General features: G+C 61.7%; 17 protein-coding genes. 12 read left to right on the top strand and 5 right to left on the bottom strand.

Annotation, left to right across the window (positions count from 1 at the left end; translation table 11 throughout):
• Positions 1 to 155: 155 nt before the first annotated feature.
• Complete coding sequence (gene poxB, locus ACJ8PL_RS04070; protein ID WP_016928342.1) at positions 156 to 1877, top strand: ubiquinone-dependent pyruvate dehydrogenase; 1722 nt, start codon at positions 156 to 158, stop codon at positions 1875 to 1877.
• Between the two features lie 75 nt (positions 1878 to 1952).
• Complete coding sequence (gene ltaE, locus ACJ8PL_RS04065) at positions 1953 to 2969, top strand: low-specificity L-threonine aldolase (protein WP_016928343.1); 1017 nt, start codon at positions 1953 to 1955, stop codon at positions 2967 to 2969.
• A gap of 29 nt (positions 2970 to 2998) precedes the next feature.
• On the opposite strand, the gene ACJ8PL_RS04060 is transcribed toward ltaE, so the two are convergent.
• Both ACJ8PL_RS04060 and ACJ8PL_RS04055 read right to left on the bottom strand, forming a co-directional pair.
• Entirely contained in the window at positions 2999 to 3694 is a 696-nt protein-coding gene (locus tag ACJ8PL_RS04060) for an N-acetylmannosamine-6-phosphate 2-epimerase (RefSeq protein ID WP_116403741.1), read from the bottom strand.
• Complete coding sequence (locus ACJ8PL_RS04055; RefSeq protein ID WP_442530835.1) at positions 3691 to 5247, bottom strand: PTS transporter subunit EIIC; 1557 nt, start codon at positions 5245 to 5247, stop codon at positions 3691 to 3693. The genes ACJ8PL_RS04060 and ACJ8PL_RS04055 overlap by 4 nt, the downstream gene beginning before the upstream one ends.
• 167 nt (positions 5248 to 5414) lie before the next feature.
• On the opposite strand from ACJ8PL_RS04055, the gene ACJ8PL_RS04050 reads away from it, so the two are divergent.
• Positions 5415 to 6242, top strand: a complete 828-nt coding sequence (locus tag ACJ8PL_RS04050; RefSeq protein ID WP_028127982.1) for a MurR/RpiR family transcriptional regulator — start codon at positions 5415 to 5417, stop codon at positions 6240 to 6242.
• Here the strand turns inward: ACJ8PL_RS04050 and ACJ8PL_RS04045 are convergent, their stop codons facing one another.
• On the bottom strand, positions 6243 to 6590 hold the full coding sequence (locus tag ACJ8PL_RS04045) for a DUF1294 domain-containing protein (RefSeq protein ID WP_028127981.1): 348 nt from the start codon (positions 6588 to 6590) through the stop codon (positions 6243 to 6245).
• Positions 6591 to 6740: 150 nt separating this feature from the next.
• On the opposite strand from ACJ8PL_RS04045, the gene ACJ8PL_RS04040 reads away from it, so the two are divergent.
• Complete coding sequence (locus tag ACJ8PL_RS04040) at positions 6741 to 8180, top strand: DUF2867 domain-containing protein (RefSeq protein WP_079449452.1); 1440 nt, start codon at positions 6741 to 6743, stop codon at positions 8178 to 8180.
• A 158-nt stretch (positions 8181 to 8338) separates the two neighbouring features.
• The gene (locus tag ACJ8PL_RS04035) at positions 8339 to 9349 is read left to right on the top strand and encodes an NAD-dependent epimerase/dehydratase family protein (protein WP_004928393.1); all 1011 of its coding nucleotides are present in this window, start codon (positions 8339 to 8341) and stop codon (positions 9347 to 9349) included.
• Here ACJ8PL_RS04035 and ACJ8PL_RS04030 read toward each other — a convergent pair whose 3' ends face one another.
• Positions 9350 to 10186 (bottom strand): N-acetylmuramoyl-L-alanine amidase, encoded by an 837-nt coding sequence (locus tag ACJ8PL_RS04030; RefSeq protein ID WP_016928349.1) that lies wholly within the window; start codon positions 10184 to 10186, stop codon positions 9350 to 9352.
• A gap of 187 nt (positions 10187 to 10373) precedes the next feature.
• On the opposite strand from ACJ8PL_RS04030, the gene ACJ8PL_RS04025 reads away from it, so the two are divergent.
• Entirely contained in the window at positions 10374 to 11855 is a 1482-nt protein-coding gene (locus ACJ8PL_RS04025) for a DUF3300 domain-containing protein (protein WP_442530834.1), read from the top strand.
• A gap of 49 nt (positions 11856 to 11904) precedes the next feature.
• Here ACJ8PL_RS04025 and ACJ8PL_RS04020 read toward each other — a convergent pair whose 3' ends face one another.
• Positions 11905 to 12228 carry a heavy metal-binding domain-containing protein gene (locus ACJ8PL_RS04020; RefSeq protein WP_004928400.1) on the bottom strand — a complete coding sequence of 108 codons (324 nt, stop codon included), beginning with the start codon at positions 12226 to 12228 and terminating at the stop codon, positions 11905 to 11907.
• 159 nt (positions 12229 to 12387) lie between these two features.
• On the opposite strand from ACJ8PL_RS04020, the gene ACJ8PL_RS04015 reads away from it, so the two are divergent.
• From ACJ8PL_RS04015 to artJ (ACJ8PL_RS03990), 6 genes are all read left to right on the top strand, one after another.
• A complete protein-coding gene (locus ACJ8PL_RS04015; RefSeq protein WP_028127978.1) occupies positions 12388 to 12930 on the top strand; it encodes a lipoprotein in 543 nt (180 codons plus the stop codon).
• A 263-nt stretch (positions 12931 to 13193) separates the two neighbouring features.
• Positions 13194 to 13922 carry an arginine ABC transporter ATP-binding protein ArtP gene (artP, locus tag ACJ8PL_RS04010; RefSeq protein WP_110147567.1) on the top strand — a complete coding sequence of 243 codons (729 nt, stop codon included), beginning with the start codon at positions 13194 to 13196 and terminating at the stop codon, positions 13920 to 13922.
• A 32-nt stretch (positions 13923 to 13954) separates the two neighbouring features.
• Positions 13955 to 14686: an arginine ABC transporter substrate-binding protein gene (artJ, locus tag ACJ8PL_RS04005; RefSeq protein WP_004928409.1), complete on the top strand. Its 732-nt coding sequence runs from the start codon at positions 13955 to 13957 to the stop codon at positions 14684 to 14686.
• Between the two features lie 9 nt (positions 14687 to 14695).
• A complete protein-coding gene (gene artQ, locus ACJ8PL_RS04000; protein ID WP_442530832.1) occupies positions 14696 to 15412 on the top strand; it encodes an arginine ABC transporter permease ArtQ in 717 nt (238 codons plus the stop codon).
• Entirely contained in the window at positions 15412 to 16080 is a 669-nt protein-coding gene (gene artM, locus ACJ8PL_RS03995) for an arginine ABC transporter permease ArtM (protein ID WP_442530831.1), read from the top strand. The genes artQ and artM overlap by 1 nt, the downstream gene beginning before the upstream one ends.
• A 199-nt stretch (positions 16081 to 16279) precedes the next feature.
• Positions 16280 to 17014 (top strand): arginine ABC transporter substrate-binding protein, encoded by a 735-nt coding sequence (gene artJ / locus ACJ8PL_RS03990; protein WP_016928355.1) that lies wholly within the window; start codon positions 16280 to 16282, stop codon positions 17012 to 17014.
• The last annotated feature ends 38 nt before the right edge of the window (positions 17015 to 17052 follow it).

Genomic DNA, 17052 nt, shown 5'->3' with positions numbered 1-17052 from the left:
CCCGCGGCCGGCCCGGTTACACTTTTCCCCGTCCTACGCTCTTTACCCTTCCTGACCGCATCTCGTCCACCGCCGGTAAGCTATGCTTGCAGTTGTTCTGCTGCCACTCACCGGATCGAGTACACATCGTTTTTCAAACCTTGTTTGGGGGAACCATGAAGCAAACCGTAGCCACACTGATCGCCAAAACGCTGGATCAAGCCGGCGTAAAACGCATTTGGGGCGTGACCGGCGATTCGCTCAACGGCCTGAGCGACAGCCTGCACCGCATGGGCACCATCGAATGGCTGGGCACCCGCCATGAAGAGGTGGCCGCCTTCGCCGCCGGCGCCGAAGCCCAGCTTACCGGCCAGTTGGCGGTGTGCGCCGGTTCCTGCGGCCCCGGCAACCTGCACCTGATCAACGGCCTGTTCGACTGCCACCGCAACCATGTGCCGGTGCTGGCGATCGCCGCGCATATCCCTTCCAGCGAAATCGGCAGCGGCTACTTCCAGGAAACCCATCCGCAGGAGCTGTTCCGCGAATGCAGCCACTATTGCGAACTGGTTTCCAACCCGGAACAGCTGCCGCGCGTGCTGGAGATCGCCATGCGCAAGGCGATCCTCAATCGCGGCGTCTCGGTGGTGGTCTTGCCGGGCGACGTGGCGCTGCGCATGGCGCCGGAAGACGCGACCCTGACCTGGCATACCCCGGCGCTGCCGCTGGTGCAACCGCCGATGAGCGAGCTGAACAAGCTGGCGGAAACGCTGAACAAGGCGAAGAACATCACCCTGATGTGCGGCAGCGGCTGCGCCGGCGCGCACGATGAAGTGGTCAAGCTGGCCGAGCTGCTGCAGGCGCCGGTGGTGCACGCGCTGCGCGGTAAAGAGCATATCGAATGGGACAACCCCTACAGCGTCGGCATGACCGGGCTGATCGGTTTCTCTTCCGGCTACCACGCGATGATGAACGCCGACACGCTGGTGCTGCTCGGCACCCAGTTCCCCTATCGCGCGTTCTACCCCACCAACGCCAACATCATTCAGATCGACATCAACCCCGGCAGCATCGGCGCGCACTGCCCGGTCAATATGGCGCTGGTGGGCGATATCCACACCACCCTCACCGCCCTGCTGCCGCAGCTGGAACCGAAGCGTGACCGGGCGTTCCTCGACAAGGCGCTGGAGCATTACCGCAACGCGCGCAAGGATCTCGACGGGCTGGCGACCGCCAACGACGACCAGCCGATCCACCCGCAATATCTGGCGCAGCAGCTCAGCCACTATGCCAGCGACGACGCCATCTTCACCTGCGACGTCGGCACGCCGACGGTGTGGGCCGCCCGCTACGTGAAAATGAACGGCAAGCGCCGCCTGCTCGGTTCGTTCAACCACGGTTCGATGGCCAACGCCATGCCGCAGGCGATCGGCGCTCAGGCCACCGCGCCGGATAAACAGGTGATCGCCATGTGCGGCGACGGCGGCTTCACCATGCTGATGGGGGATTTCCTGTCGCTGGCGCAGCTCAAATTGCCGGTGAAAATCGTGGTGTTCAACAACAGCGTGCTGGGGTTCGTGGCGATGGAGATGAAGGCCGGCGGCTACCTGACCGACGGCACCGATCTGCATAATCCGGACTTCGCGGCGATCGCCAACGCCGCCGGCATCAAGGGCATCCGCGTGGAAAAAGCCTCCGATCTGGACGGCGCGCTGCAGGAGATGTTGGCGCACCCCGGCCCGGCGCTGCTGGACGTGGTCACCGCCAAGCAAGAGCTGGCGATGCCGCCGCAGATCAAGTTCGAACAGGCGAAAGGCTTCAGCCTGTACATGCTGCGCGCCATCATCAACGGCCGCGGCGACGAAGTGGTCGAACTGGCGAAAACCAACTGGCTGCGCTAAGCAAGCTGCCCCGGTGAAATAAAGGGTATATGATGCCATGTACCCTTTTCCTCTCCCTTATATTCCAGGAACCCTATGCTTATCGATCTACGCAGCGACACCGTTACCCGCCCCAGCGCCGCCATGCGCCAGGCGATGGCTCAGGCAGAGGTCGGCGACGACGTCTACGGCGATGACCCGACGGTCAACGCGCTGGAGGCCGAGGCGGTGCGCCTGTCAGGCAAAGAAGCGGCATTGTTTCTGCCCAGCGGCACCCAGGCCAACCTGGTGGCGCTGCTGAGCCACTGCCAGCGCGGCGATGAATACCTGGTCGGCCAGCAGGCGCACAACTACAAATACGAAGCCGGCGGCGCAGCGGTGCTGGGCAGCATTCAGCCGCAGCCGATCGAGGCCGACGCCGACGGCACGCTGCCGCTGGACAAGCTCGCCGCCGCCATCAAACCCGACGATATCCACTTCGCCCGCACCCGGCTGCTGAGCCTGGAAAACACCATCAGCGGCCGAGTCCTGCCGCAGGCCTACCTGCAGCAGGCGTGGCAGTTTACCCGCGAGCGGCAGCTGGCGCTGCATATCGACGGCGCGCGCATCTTCAACGCCGCCGTGGCGCTGAACCTGCCGCTGAAAGAGATCGTGCAATACTGCGACACCTTCACCATTTGCCTGTCGAAAGGGTTGGGCGCGCCGGTCGGATCGCTGCTGTGCGGCAGCGAGGCCTTCATTCAGCGCGCGCTGCGCTGGCGCAAGATGACCGGCGGCGGGCTGCGTCAGGCCGGCATCCTGGCGGCGGCCGGCCTCTACGCGCTGGAGCATAACGTTGCGCGGCTGCGCGAAGACCATGACAACGCGGTCTGGCTGGAGCAACAGCTGCGGCAGATCGGCGTGGAGATCGCCGCTCCCGGCGCGCAGACCAACGTGCTGTACCTGCGCCAACCGCCGGCGCTGGCGGCCAAATTCGGTCCGTGGATGCGCGAACGCGGCGTGCTGATCAGCAGTGGCCCGCTGACGCGCATTCTGACCCACCTCGACGTCAGCCGTCAGGATCTGCAGCGGGTGGTCGAACTGTGGCGGGAGTTTCTTCAGCAGCACGCCTGATTTCCCCTCCCGGTGCGCCGGGAAGTCTCTTATCGCCCGCCGATGGCGTCGACAAAGCGGCGGGTGATCTGTTGCGGGCGGGTAATGGCGCCCCCTACCACCACCGCATGCGCCCCCAGCGACAGACAGCGCGCGGCCATCGCCGGCGTTTCGACATTGCCTTCAGCGATGACCGGCACCGATACCGCCGCCAGTACCGCACGCAGAAAGCCGAAATCGTTATCCGCCAGTCGGGCGCCCCGGCTTTCAGCGGTATAGCCGTACAGCGTGGTGCCCACACAGTCGAAGCCCAGCCTGGCGGCCTCTTGCGCCTCCTCCAGGGTGGCGATGTCCGCCATCAGCAACAGCCGGGGATACCTGGCGCGGATCGCGGCGACCAACGCGGCCAGCTGCAACTCCCCCGGCCGCGGGTGGCCGGTGGCGTCCAGCGCGATCATCTGCGGCGCCGCCGCCATCAACGCATCGATTTCGCGCAGGGTCGGCGTGATATACACGTCGCTGCCCGCATAATCGCGCTTTATGATGCCGATGACCGGCAGCGCCACCGTGCGCATGATAGCTTTAACGTCTTCGACGCCGTTGGCGCGGATCGCCGCCGCGCCGCCTTGCTCGGCCGCCAGCGCCATGCGCGACATGATAAAATCGCTGTGCAGCGGCTCGTCGTCCAGCGCCTGGCAAGACACCACCAGGCGCCCCTCAATCTGCTGTAAAATGGAAAGCGTCATAAATCCAACAACTCCTCGACTTCGTTTCTAATGATGGTGACTTGCGGGCCGTAGATCACCTGAACACCGTTGCCGCGAACGATAACCGCCCGTGCGCCGCTGGCTTTCAGCCCGCTTTCGTCCAGCAGCCGGCTCTGTTTCACCGTCACGCGCAATCGCGTGGCGCAACAATCCAGTTCGACGATATTCTCTTTGCCGCCCAGCGCTGCCAGCACCTGTTGCGAGCGTTCGGTGCCCGTCATCACCGCTTCCGGCGCAGCTTCCGCCTCGCGCCCCGGCGTTTTAAAGTTGAAGCGCAGGATCAGGAAACGGAACGTGAAGTAGTACAGTAAGAACCAAGGCACACCGACCAGCGGGACGTACATCCAGTGGGTTTTCGCTTCGCCCTGCAGCACGCCGAACAGCATGAAATCGATAAAGCCGCCGGAGAACGTCTGGCCGATGGTGATATGCAGGATGTGAGCGATCATGAACGCCAGGCCGTCGAACAGCGCGTGCACCACGTACAGCGCCGGTGCGACAAACAGGAACGAGAATTCGATAGGTTCGGTGATGCCGGTCAGAAACGAAGTCAGCGCAGCCGACAGCAACAGTCCGCCGACGCGTTTGCGGTTCTCGGGACGCGCACTCTGGTACATCGCCAGGCAGGCACCGACCAGGCCGAACATCATGGTGATAAAACGGCCGGACATGAAACGCGCCGTGCCAATGTAGAACTGCTGTGTATTCGGGTCGGCCAACTGGGCGAAAAAAATGCGCTGTGTGCCTTCCACCAGCTGTCCGTTGATCACTTCGCTGCCGCCAAGCGCGGTGGTCCAAAACGGTAGATAGAAGATGTGATGCAGGCCGAACGGCCCGAGCATGCGCAATACGAAGCCGTAGATAAAGGTACCGAGATAGCCGCTGGCGTCTACCAGCCCGCCCATGCCGAAGATCAACTGTTGGAAATGCGGCCACACCACCGTCATCAGGGCACCGACCGCCATCGCCGCCAGTGAGCTGACGATCGGCACAAAGCGCGAGCCGCCAAAAAAACCCAGGAACGGTGGCAGCGCTATCTTGTTATAGCGGCCGTGCAGATACCAGGTCACCAAACCGATGACCACCCCGCCGAACACCCCAGTCTCCAGCGTCTGGATCCCGAGAATCGTTCCCTGCCCCACCGCGCCCGCGTTCTGCGTGGCCAGCGTGCCGTTGATTTTCAACAGCGCATTGATGGTGGCGTTCATTACCAGATAGGCGATCAGCGAGGCCAGCCCCGCCGTGCCCTTGTCGCTTTTGGCCAGCCCCACCGCCACGCCGACCGCGAACAAGACCGCCAGGTTGGCGAACACAATAGCACCGGCACTGGCCATCACGGTAAATATGCTTTGCAACCAGCCGACATCGAGGAAGGGATACGCCTCGACGGTATTGGGATCGGATAGCGCACCGCCGATCCCCAACAGCAGACCAGCCGCCGGCAGCACGGCGATCGGCAGCATGAACGATTTGCCGAACAGCTGGGCTTTTTCGAACCAGCCGCCGGAGCGCGGCAATTCTGGTGTTGACATAAATTTTCCCCCGATATCATTTTTATGATGAAAATTTTTACCACAAAATAATATTTTTAATGAAAAATTTATTCATAACGATGATCGGCTTCACAATCCGTCGATTTCACTGGCGAGCCGCGGCGTCTTTCCGCCACAATAGAAACGGGAATACTCAGAAAGGTAACGTGATGAATACAGGCAACTTGTTATTGCGGCTGCGGCAGGATTTGGCAGGGTACAGCCCCACGCTGCAAAAGCTCGGCAACTATCTTCTTGCGGAGCCCTCCCGCGCCGTTTACCTGACCATCACCGAACTGGCGCGTGAAAGCGCCACCAGCGAAGCCAGCGTCACGCGGCTGTGCCGCCATCTCGGCTGCAAAGGCTATACCGAATTTAAAATGGCGCTGGCCCTCAGCTTGCAACAAAGCCAGCCGGAAGCGGCGACGCGCCAAAGCGCGGCGGAAAATTTGGTGGAAGAGAGCGTACAGGCGCTGCGGGATACCGGCGCGCTGTTGGATCCGCAGGCGCTGCAACAGGCGGCGGACAGCTTGCAACGTTGCGCTTCGGTGCAGATTTACGGCGTCGCCGCCAGCGCCATCATCGGCGACTTCCTGCACTACAAGCTGTTGCGCCTCGGCAAACCGGCGCAGCTGTTCAGCGACATGCACCGGGCGGCGATGAATGCAGCCTCGCTGAGTGAGCGGGATCTGCTGATCGTCATCTCCAGCTCCGGCTCAACCAAAGACGTGCTGCATGCGGTGACGTTGGCCAAAGGGCGCGGCGCACGCGTGATCGCCGTCAGCAATACCCAACGCAGCCCGCTGGCCAAGATGGCGGATACGCTGCTGGTGGCGGCCAAACCGGAAGGGCCGCTGACCGCTGGCGCCCTGCCGGCCAAGGTCGGCGCCATGCTGCTGGTGGAGTTGATGATCGCCGAACTGACTCAGCGCGATCCCGCCTACGCTCAGGCGATGCAGACCACCGCCAGCGCGACTCTGCCGCTGCTGCTGTAATCAGAAGATCCAGCGGCCGTAAACCCAGTACCACAGCCCCAGCACCGCCGCCAGATTGAGCGCCACGCTGAGGATGAACCAGGTTTTAAACGGCTGTTTCTGGGTTTTGTGGCGAAACAGCTGCTGCGCCAGCAGCGCGCCCAACCACCCGCCCAGCGCGCCGAACAGCAACAGCGTCGCCTCCGGCACTCGTCGCCATCCCTTGCGCGCCGCCAGCTTATCGCCGCCGTAGATCAGAAACGTCAGCAGGTTCGCCAGCAGCAACCCCATCCACACCGGATGCGGCGAGAAAAAACTGGCGATCAGCGCCAGGCCCAGCAGGGCGTAACAAATCACATTGAGCTTCATGGCATTCGTTTTTTCGTGCGATAAGGGGCGCGTAGTGTGAACCTGCGCCGCGGCGGATGCAACCGGCTTATACCCATACAAAATGTGCATTTAAACCCTGAATTTGGCATCCTGTCGTTCTGCGATTCTTTCACCGCACAAGGCGGCCCGATGACACCCCAACGCGTACTGGTTCTTGGAGCCAGCGGCTATATAGGCCAGAACCTGATCCCGCACCTGATCGAACAGGGGCACCAGATTACCGCCGCCGCGCGGCGCATCGAGTGGCTGCAGGCGCAGAACTGGCCGCAGGTCAACTGCCTGTATGTCGATCTGCACCGCCCGGACACCCTGAGCGCGGCGCTGTGGGAGATAGATACGCTGTACTATCTGGTGCACGCGATGGGCGACGGCGACGACTTTATCGAGAAGGAGCGCCAGGCGGCGGAAAATCTGCGCGACGCGCTGCGCAATGCCGGCGTCAAGCAGGTGATCTTTCTCGGCGCGCTGCAGCCGAACGACGACAGTTCGCCGCACCTGGAGGCCCGCCGCCTGACCGGCGAGATCTTGCGCCAGAGCGGCGTGCCGGTGACCGAGCTGCGCGCCGGCATCATCGTCGGCCCCGGCTCGGCGGCGTTCGAAGTGATGCGCGACATGGTCTATAACCTGCCGGTGCTGACGCCGCCGCGCTGGGTGCGCTCGAAGTCGTCGCCGGTGGCGCTGGAGAACCTGCTGGTTTACCTGGCCGATCTGCTGGCGCACCCGGCGGAGGAACACCGCATCTTCGACGTCGCCGGGCCGGAATACCTCAGCTATCAGGACATGTTCCAACGCTTTATCGCCATCAGCGGCAAACGGCGCTGGCTGATCCCGATCCCCTTGCCGACGCGGCTGATTTCGGTGTGGTTCATCAGCCTGATCACCTCGGTGCCAACGCCGATCGCCCGCGCGCTGATCCAGGGGCTGAAGCACGATCTGCCCGCCGACGGCCGGCCGCTGCAAGCCTTGATCCCGCAGCGTCTGCACACTTTTGATCAGGCGGTCACCGCCACGCTGCAGCGCGAACTGGAGGTGGTCGATTCCGCCGACTGGGGCTACGATCCGGCGGCGCGGGCCCGCTGGCGCCCCGGCTACGGCTACTACCCGAAACAGGCCGGTTGCGCGCTGAATACCGCCGCCAGCAGCCAGGCGCTGTGGCAAACGGTGCAGCAACTGGGAGGTGAAGAAGGCTATTTCTACGCCAATATCCTGTGGCGGATCCGCGCCCGCATGGACGACATGATCGGCAACGGCGTGGTCTATGGCCGCCCGGCGCGCGCGACCCTGGCGCTGGGTGACGAAATCGACGGCTGGAAAGTCATCACGCTGAAACCGCTGCGGCAACTGGCGCTGCTGTTCGGCATGAAGGCGCCAGGGCTGGGGCGGTTGAGCTTCACCATTACCGATCGCGGCGATCGCCGCACGCTGGACGTGCGCGCCTGGTGGCATCCGGCCGGCTTCAGCGGGCTGCTGTATTGGTTCGCCATGATGCCCGCGCATCTGTTCATTTTCCGCGGCATGGCGAAGCGCATCGCCGAGCTTGCCGAGAACCTGGACCGCCAACAGCGCTGAACGCCGTTCATTTGTCGATCAACCGCACAGTTTGCCGCTGTGCTTCGGGGCTTTCCGATTGCATAGCGCACGAAATCACGGAAGAATGGCATCTTATTTGCTGGGAGCGCCGCAAGCGCCCGCCGGTATTCCGATTTTGGGTGAGAATAGAGTCCGTTATGAAGGTATTGGTCACCGGTGCCACCAGTGGGTTAGGCCGTAACGCCGTTGAATATCTGCGCCGTCAGGGCATCAAAGTGCGCGCCACCGGCCGCAACCAGGCGATGGGCGGCCTGCTGGAAAAAATGGGCGCGGAGTTCATTCATGCCGATCTCACCAACCTGATCTCTTCGCAGGCCAAGGCGATGCTGGCGGACGTCGACGTGCTGTGGCACTGTTCCAGCTTTACCTCGCCCTGGGGCACCGAAGAAGCCTTCGAACTGGCCAACGTCCGCGCCACCCGCCGCCTCGGCGAATGGGCGGCGGCCTATGGCGTGGCGCAGTTCATTCACATCTCTTCCCCGGCGATCTATTTCGATTACCACCATCACCGCAACGTAACCGAAGACTTCCGCCCGCAGCGCTACGCCAATGAGTTCGCGCGCAGCAAGGCCGCCGGCGAGCAGGTGATCCAGCAGTTGGCGCTGTCCAATCCGCAGACCCATTTCACCATTCTGCGCCCGCAGGGATTGTTCGGGCCGCACGACAAGGTGATGCTGCCGCGGCTGCTGCAAATGATCAAACGCTACGGCAACCTGCTGCTGCCGCGCGGCGGCGCGGCGATGGTGGACATGACTTACCTGGAGAACGCGGTGCACGCCATGTGGCTGGCGACGCTAAAAGAAGACACGCCGTCCGGCCGCGCCTACAACATCACCAACCAGCAGCCGCGTCCGCTTCGCACCGTGGTGCAGCAGCTGATCGACGATTTGGGCATGAAGTGTCGCATCCGCTCCGTCCCCTACCCGATGCTCGACATGATGGCGCGCGGCATGGAGCGCCTGGGCAGCAAAAGCGAAAAGGAGCCGGTGTTGACCCACTACGGCGTCGCCAAACTCAACTTCGACCTCACGCTCGATACCACTCGCGCGCAGCAAGAGCTGGGCTATCAGCCGATCGTCTCGCTGGAAGAAGGCATCGCGCGCACCGCCCGCTGGCTGAAAGATCACGGCAAACTGCACGGCCTGTAATCAACGCCACGCGCCGTACTTCACCAGCAGCGCATCGATAATCGCCTCACTCTCTGCATCCGGCTCACCGCGCACATCGTCGGGCCGGAAATGCATCTGAAACGCCGCCAGCACATTGCGCTGCTGCCGCGCATCCCATGACGCATCAACCGCGTAGCCGTAACGCGCCAGCTTATCGAGCAGCGGCGTCATCGGCACCGGCGCATGGCGATCGCGCCCCGCCAGCAAACGCTGCACGTCTCGTTCGTCCGGCCAGGCGCCGATGCCGGCCTGCGCCAGCTGCCGCCAGGGGAACAGCGGGCCGGGATCCTGTTTGCGCTGCGGCGCGATGTCGCTGTGCCCCACCACGTCCTGCGGCTGGATGCCATAGCGTTGGATGATGTCACGGCTCAGCGGGATCAGCACGGCGATCTGCTCCGCCGTATAAGGCTGCCAATGGGTGAACAGCATGCTGCGGGTGAACCCCTTGTTGACGATTTCGATGCCGATCGAGGTGTCGTTGAGGTTGCTGCGGCCGCGCCAGGCGCTGGCGCCGGCATGCCAGGCGCGCATCGCTTCCGGCACCAACCGGTACACCGTCGGTTTGCCGTGTTCGCGCTGCGGATGAGCCGGCAACAGGTAGTGCGCGCTGACGTGTTCATCGGTCAGCGTTTTCAGTGATGAATGAAAGTCTTCCGCCGTATAGTGCATCACCAAAAAGCGAATGCGCCGATCGGCGCCCTGCGCCTGGTGCAGCGTCTCGAGCTGGTAAGCGCCGCGATCGACGAGCGTGTCCTGCTGCGGATTTTGGCACCCCGCCAACAGCGCGGCGGCGATGATCCCTGGCCAAATTTTCACTTATCCTCCTGATTGGCGTCCGTGAGAGATGTAACGCGACGCGATTGACCTGTATCCAATCATCACGTTCGTCGAGAAATAATGACAGACAACGCCGATGTGCAAGCGAGTGTTGCTCCCGACTGGCGGCCTTTCCCGCCCATGATAGTCTCAAAGTATCATCTGCGCCGAAAGAGCGGAGTCGAACATGTTCACGCCACGCTATCTGTCCTGGTTGCTCTGTGCCGCCATGCTGCCGCTCAGCGGCTGCGATCGGCAAAAAGTCGCCGATGCGATGGGCGGGAGCGCGCCGCCCTCGGCTGCATCCGCCGCCAATGTGAGCGCGCCGGCCTATACGCCGCTGACCGCCGACCAGCTGTACCAGTTGGTCAGCCCGGTGGCGCTGTTCCCCGACAAGCTGCTGGCGCAGGTGTTGGCCGGCGCGGGTTATCCTGACCAAATCAGCGCCGCGGATGCCTGGCTGGCGCAAAACCGCGGGTTGCAACCGGCGGCGCTCAGCTCCGCGGCCGACGCTCAGCCTTGGGATCCCAGCGTGCGCGGCCTGGTGCAATTCCCCGACGTGCTCGATCAAATGGCGAAAAACATCCCCTGGACCACCGCCCTGGGCAGCGCCTACCTGAACGATCCCACCGACGTGATGAACGCCATTCAGGTGATGCGTCAACGGGCGGCCAGCCAAGGCACGCTGAAAAACACCCCGCAGCAGCGCATCGTCGTGGCCCCCACCACCCGTTACGTTGAGCAGCAGCCCTATCGCCAGCGCGTGGTGGCGGCGCCGGGCGAAACCATCGTCATCGAACCCAGCCAGCCGGATACGGTTTACGTCCCGCATTACGATCCCTGGGTGGCCTACGGCACGCCGATCCCAGCTTATCCGAGCTATCGGTATCAACCTTCAGGCTACAGCGGCGGCGACATGTTGGCGGCCGGCATGATCAGCTTCGGTGTCGGCATTGCGGTCGCCTCATTGTTCAATCAGCACAACAGCGGCTGGCACAGCTGGGATATGCGCTGGGACGATCGACGCCAACCGGTGGTCTACCGCGATGCGCCCTACGTATCGCATTCCACCACCGTGGTGAATCGCGTCACCAACATCAACCAATATAACAACGTGAACAATGTGAATCGCAGCATCCATACAGTGAATAACTACAACAATACGACCGCCGCACCGACGCCGCATTTCAACCCGCCGACGCCTAACGCGCAGCCGCGTGTCGCGCCTGCGGCCCATGCGCCGATGACCCTGCCGACCTTTGCGCACACCCAGCCGGTAGCGGCCGCGCCGCACGTGCAACAGTCGGTCAACGCGCCCCATGTGCAACAACCGAGGAGCATGCCGACGTTCACGCATACCGCGCCGGCGGCGCCCCACGCGCAGGAGCCGATGGCCGTGCATGCTGCGCCGCTGCATCCATCCGCCGTGCCCCCCCAGGTTCAGATAGTGCCGCACGTCGTTCAGCCGGGGGCGCTCGAACCGGCCGCAACGCTGCATCCGGCGTTAGTGCGCCCGGCACCGGTGCCGCAAGCGCGCATCATGCCGCATCCTGCCCCGGCGCCGCAGATCCACCAGCCGTCCGTTCAGCCAATGCCGCATCGCCAAGCGCCGGCGCCGGTGAAACCGCAGGAACACCGCCCGATCGCCGAGCAGCACAAGGTGGGATGAACCTACAGGATGTCGCCCCGGCGAAACGGCCGGGGCGCGGGGAATGGCGTTAGCGGCTGACTTTCACCGCGGTGCCGCTGACGGTCACCATCAGCATGCTGCCGTCTTTGCCAACGGTTTCATAATCGATATCAATGCCGACCACCGCGTTGGCGCCCAGCTCTTTCGCCTGATCTTCCAATTCTTCGAACGCGATCAAGCGCGCCTTGCGCAGCTCTTTCTCATAAGCGCCCGAGCGGCCGCCGACGATATCGCGCACGCCGGCGAAGAAATCACGAAAAATGTTGGCGCCGAGGATCGCTTCGCCGGTGACGACGCCGCAGTATTCGGTGATGGTGAACCCTTCCAGGGTCGGGGTAGTTGAAAGCTGCATCAGAATTCCTTGTTTGATTAATTCAACGTATCTATGACCAGAAGATTGGCGTTATGTTCGCTTAATCAATGGCACGCAGTACGAATGCAAGGCAAAAAAACGCATTTATACTGTAAGCTATCGGTCTTCATGGTAGAGACTTTCACATAAGGTAATAAGATGAAAACAAAAACGATTGCGGCTGTTTTACCCTTAGCGCTGTTGCTGAGTGCCTGTACCACGGTGGAACCGGCATACAAGGATATCGGCACCCGCAGCGGCAGCTGTGTGGAAGGCGGCCCGGATACGGTCGCGCAAAAGTTCTATGACCTGCGCATCCAGCAGGGCGCCGGCCTGCCGGACAGCAACCGCCTGGCGCAGCTGCAGCCCTATCTGAGCAAAGTGCTGTATCAGGATCTGGTCAGCGCCGCTCAAAACCCGGGCAAGCACCGGATAACCGGCGATCTGTTCTCCGGCAATGCGCAAGGGCCAAGCAACGCCTCCGTCGCCAGCGCCTCGACCATTCCTAACACCGATGCGAAGAACATCCCGCTGCGCGTTGATCTGAGCTACCAGAAAGACGCCAACAGCACCGTGAACTGGCAAGACGAAGTGCTGATGGTGCGCGAAGGCACCTGCTGGGTGGTTGATGATATTCGCTACCTGAATGTTCCAGCGCACGCCACCAACGGCAGCGTGCGCCAGGTGCTGGAAAACCAGTAACCCGCCTTCCCCGGCCGACGCGGGCTTGCCGCGTCGGTCATCCCCGCCGCCCGCTAGTTGCTCAAATTTCATCCAATAGAAAAAATTTCGCTACCGATATCACAGCCTGCGCCACAAATCCCCTCCCTCGGCTTGAGTCGCGGTATCTTGTGCTAATCTTTTACTGTCCCGCCGCACACTCATAAATTTTAACGCACAAAGATTGCATAAGTATTCTGCGGAAGTTAACATTTGCGGCATCAATGTCTATTCAATTCTGGCGCATGAGTATTCAACTTAACGGTATCAATTGCTATTACGGCGCTCACCAGGCGCTGTTTGACATCACGCTGGATTGTCCAGCCGGGGAAACCCTGGTGCTGCTTGGCCCAAGCGGCGCCGGGAAAAGCTCATTGCTGCGGGTGCTGAACCTGCTGGAAATGCCGCGTTCGGGCCAACTGCAGATCGCCGGCAACCAATTCGACTTCAAACAGGCGCCGGGCGAGAAAGCCATTCGCGAACTGCGTCAAAACGTCGGCATGGTCTTCCAGCAATACAACCTGTGGCCTCACCTCACCGTGGTTCAGAACCTCATCGAGGCGCCTTGCCGCGTGCTAGGTCTGACCAAGGCTCAGGCGATGGCGCGCGCCGACAAGCTGCTCAAGCGTCTGCGCCTGACCGACTTCGCCGATCGCTTCCCGCTGCACCTTTCCGGCGGCCAGCAGCAGCGCGTGGCGATCGCCCGCGCCCTGATGATGGAACCCCAGGTGCTGCTGTTCGATGAACCGACCGCGGCGCTGGATCCGGAAATCACCGCTCAGATCGTCAGCATCATTCGCGAACTGGCCGGCACCGGCATCACGCAGGTGATCGTCACCCACGAAGTGGAAGTGGCGCGCAAGACCGCCAGCCGCGTGGTGTACATGGAAAACGGCCACGTGGTGGAGCAAGGCGACAGCAGCCACTTTGCGCAGCCACGGACCACCGAGTTTGCCAACTACTTATCACACTAACAATTAACTTGCTGTAATTTGGGGATTTTGCGATGAAAAAACTAATAATCGCCGCCGTTCTGGCCGGCATCAGCGTTTCCGCCTCCGCAGCCGAAACCATCCGTTTCGCTACCGAAGCCTCCTATCCTCCATTTGAATTTATTGACGCCGGCAACAAAATTCAGGGTTTTGATGTCGATCTGGCCAACGCGCTGTGCAAAGAGATGCAGGCCGAGTGCACCTTCACCAACCAGGCGTTCGACAGCCTGATCCCGAGCCTGAAGTTCAAGCGTTTCGATGCGGTGATGGCCGGCATGGACATTACGCCGGAGCGTGAGAAGCAGGTGCTGTTCACCAAGCCTTACTACGATAACTCGGCGCTGTTCATCGCGCAGAAAGGAAAAATCGCCGACGTGGCGGCGCTGAAAGGCAAGAAAGTGGGCGTGCAAAACGGCACCACCCACCAAAAATACCTGACCGACAAGCACCCGGAAATCACCACCGTGCCTTACGACAGCTACCAGAACGCCATTTTGGATCTGAAGAACGGCCGCGTTGATGCTGTGTTCGGCGATACCGCGGTGGTCAACGAGTGGCTGAAGCAGAATGACGCGCTGGCGGCAGTGGGCGCCAAAGTGACCGACAAAGACTACTTCGGCACCGGCCTCGGCATCGCGGTGCGCCAGAAGAATACCGATCTGCAGGGCAAGTTCAACGCCGCTCTGGACAAGATCAAGCAGGATGGGACCTATGAAACCATCTACAAAAAATGGTTCCAGCAGTAATACGCCCAAATGAATGAATTACAATCTTTAGCAAGCGCCGCCGGCATGACCGTCGGCCTTGCCGTTTGCGCCCTGATCCTCGGGCTGATTCTGGCGATGCTGTTCGCCGTATGGGAATCGTCCCGCTGGAAAGCGGTCAGCTGGCTCGGCACCGCTTGGGTGACCGTGTTGCGCGGCCTGCCGGAAATCCTGGTGGTGCTGTTTATCTATTTCGGCTCGTCGCAGCTGCTGCTGATGCTCTCCGACGGCTTTACCCTCAACCTCGGTCTGTTCCAGCTGCCGATTCAGCTGGCGATCGACAATTTCGAAGTCAGCCCGTTCCTGTGCGGGGTGATCGCCCTGGCCTTGCTCTATTCCGCCTACGCCTCGCAGACGCTGCGCGGCGCGCTCAAAGCGGTGCCGCAGGGGCAGTGGGAATCCGGTCAAGCGCTTGGACTGAGTAAGGCGGCGATCTTCTTTCGCCTGATCATGCCGCAGATGTGGCGCCACGCCCTGCCCGGCCTCGGCAATCAGTGGCTGGTGTTGTTGAAAGACACCGCGCTGGTGTCGCTGATCAGCGTGAACGATCTGATGTTGCAAACCAAGAGCATCGCCACCCGCACCCAGGAGCCTTTTACCTGGTATGTGATCGCGGCGGCCATCTACCTGCTGGTGACGCTGTTCAGCCAATACGTCATCAAACGCATTGAGCTGCGCGCCACGCGCTTTGAGCGGGGGCCGGTCTGATGATTGAGTATTTGCCGGAAATCCTCAAAGGGCTGCATACCAGCCTGACGCTGACCGTCGCCGCGCTGATCGTCGCGCTGGTGCTGTCGCTGCTGCTGACGGTGATCCTGACGCTGAAAACGCCAATCCTGACGCCGCTGGTCAAGATCTACGTGACGCTGTTCACCGGCACGCCGCTGCTGGTGCAGATCTTCCTGATCTACTACGGCCCCGGTCAGTTTCCGGCGATCCGCGACTATCCGTGGCTGTGGAACCTGCTGTCGCAGCCCTGGCTGTGCGCGATGATAGCGCTGGCGCTGAACAGCGCGGCCTACACCACGCAGCTGTTCTACGGCGCGGTGCGCGCCATTCCCGCCGGGCAATGGCAGTCGTGCGAAGCGCTGGGTATGTCGCGCCGGCAGACGCTGCTCATCCTGCTGCCGTTCGCCTTCAAACGCGCGCTGTCGTCTTATTCCAACGAAGTGGTGCTGGTGTTCAAAAGCACCTCGCTGGCCTATACCATCACGCTGATGGAAGTGATGGGCTACAGCCAGCTGATGTATGGCCGCACCTACGACGTGATGGTGTTCGGCGCCGCCGGCCTGGTGTACCTGTGCGTCAATGGCCTGCTGACGCTGCTGATGCGACTGGTGGAGCGCCGCGCGCTGGCGTTTGAGCGCCGCAACTGAGGCCGCTGCCCCCATGAGCCCCGCCATTGTGCGGGGCTTTTTTTACCCCTCAAAGCAATACTTAATCATTTATATTGCATTTTAATTCACTCAGTGGCAGGGTTAACAACAGGCATTCGCACAAAAACCTCTGGCGATTACCAGTAAAAACAAACGATAGCGAATAATCACTTTCAGGATCCAGACAGGAGCTCTACGCATGAAAAAACTGCTGCTTGCCGCGACGATGTTGGCCGGGATGACCTTTAACGCCGCCGCGGCCGAGACTATCCGCTTCGCCGCCTCCGCCACCTACCCGCCGTTCGAATCGCTCGACGCCAACAACCAGATCGTCGGTTTCGATATCGATCTGGCCAACGCGCTGTGCAAGCAGATGCAGGCGCAGTGCACCTTCACCAACCAGGCGTTCGACAGCCTGATCGCCGCGCTGAAATTCAAAAAATACGATGCGGTGATTTCCGGGATGGATATCACGCCGGAGCGCAGCAAACAGGTCGCCTTCACCCAACCTTACTACGCCAACTCGGCGATTGTGATCGCGCAAAAAGGCAAGTTCAGCTCGCTGGCGGATCTGAAAGGCAAAAAGCTCGGCATGGAAAACGGCACCACCCACCAGAAATACATGCAGGACAAGCACCCGGAGATTAACACCGTTTCTTACGACAGCTACCAGAACGCCATTCTGGAGCTGAAAAACGGCCGTATCGACGGCGTGTTCGGCGACACCGCCGTGGTGAACGAGTGGCTGAAAACCAACCCGCAGCTGGCGCCGGTCGGCGAGCACATCACCGATGCGCAATACTTCGGCACCGGTCTCGGCATCGCGGTGCGCCCGGATAACCAGGCGCTGCTGGCCAAGCTGAACGCCGCGCTGGACGCCATCAAGGCCGACGGCACCTACAAAGCCATCAACGACAAGTGGTTCCCGCAGTAAGTCCGCATGTGGAGTCGCCCTCCTTCGGCGGCTCCATC

It is taken from the genome of Serratia sp. CY83965 (genome assembly GCF_052166375.1).
In the GTDB taxonomy this organism is placed as follows: Bacteria; Pseudomonadota; Gammaproteobacteria; order Enterobacterales; family Enterobacteriaceae; genus Serratia; species Serratia marcescens.
This window is presented reverse-complemented; position numbering and strand designations above follow the sequence as displayed.

What these genes read in the sequence shown, in the direction of transcription:
- ACJ8PL_RS04060 (WP_116403741.1), bottom strand. Translation starts at nt 3,694, where the DNA reads ATGACGCTTTCCATTTTACAGCAGATTGAGGGGCGCCTGGTGGTGTCT.
- artJ (WP_004928409.1), top strand. Translation starts at nt 13,955, where the DNA reads ATGAAAAAACTAATAATCGCCGCCGTTCTGGCCGGCATCAGCGTTTCC.
- ltaE (WP_016928343.1), top strand. Translation starts at nt 1,953, where the DNA reads ATGCTTATCGATCTACGCAGCGACACCGTTACCCGCCCCAGCGCCGCC.
- ACJ8PL_RS04055 (WP_442530835.1), bottom strand. Translation starts at nt 5,247, where the DNA reads ATGTCAACACCAGAATTGCCGCGCTCCGGCGGCTGGTTCGAAAAAGCC.
- ACJ8PL_RS04040 (WP_079449452.1), top strand. Translation starts at nt 6,741, where the DNA reads ATGACACCCCAACGCGTACTGGTTCTTGGAGCCAGCGGCTATATAGGC.
- artJ (WP_016928355.1), top strand. Translation starts at nt 16,280, where the DNA reads ATGAAAAAACTGCTGCTTGCCGCGACGATGTTGGCCGGGATGACCTTT.
- artP (WP_110147567.1), top strand. Translation starts at nt 13,194, where the DNA reads ATGAGTATTCAACTTAACGGTATCAATTGCTATTACGGCGCTCACCAG.
- ACJ8PL_RS04015 (WP_028127978.1), top strand. Translation starts at nt 12,388, where the DNA reads ATGAAAACAAAAACGATTGCGGCTGTTTTACCCTTAGCGCTGTTGCTG.
- ACJ8PL_RS04025 (WP_442530834.1), top strand. Translation starts at nt 10,374, where the DNA reads ATGTTCACGCCACGCTATCTGTCCTGGTTGCTCTGTGCCGCCATGCTG.
- artQ (WP_442530832.1), top strand. Translation starts at nt 14,696, where the DNA reads ATGAATGAATTACAATCTTTAGCAAGCGCCGCCGGCATGACCGTCGGC.
- ACJ8PL_RS04020 (WP_004928400.1), bottom strand. Translation starts at nt 12,228, where the DNA reads ATGCAGCTTTCAACTACCCCGACCCTGGAAGGGTTCACCATCACCGAA.
- artM (WP_442530831.1), top strand. Translation starts at nt 15,412, where the DNA reads ATGATTGAGTATTTGCCGGAAATCCTCAAAGGGCTGCATACCAGCCTG.
- ACJ8PL_RS04045 (WP_028127981.1), bottom strand. Translation starts at nt 6,590, where the DNA reads ATGAAGCTCAATGTGATTTGTTACGCCCTGCTGGGCCTGGCGCTGATC.
- poxB (WP_016928342.1), top strand. Translation starts at nt 156, where the DNA reads ATGAAGCAAACCGTAGCCACACTGATCGCCAAAACGCTGGATCAAGCC.
- ACJ8PL_RS04035 (WP_004928393.1), top strand. Translation starts at nt 8,339, where the DNA reads ATGAAGGTATTGGTCACCGGTGCCACCAGTGGGTTAGGCCGTAACGCC.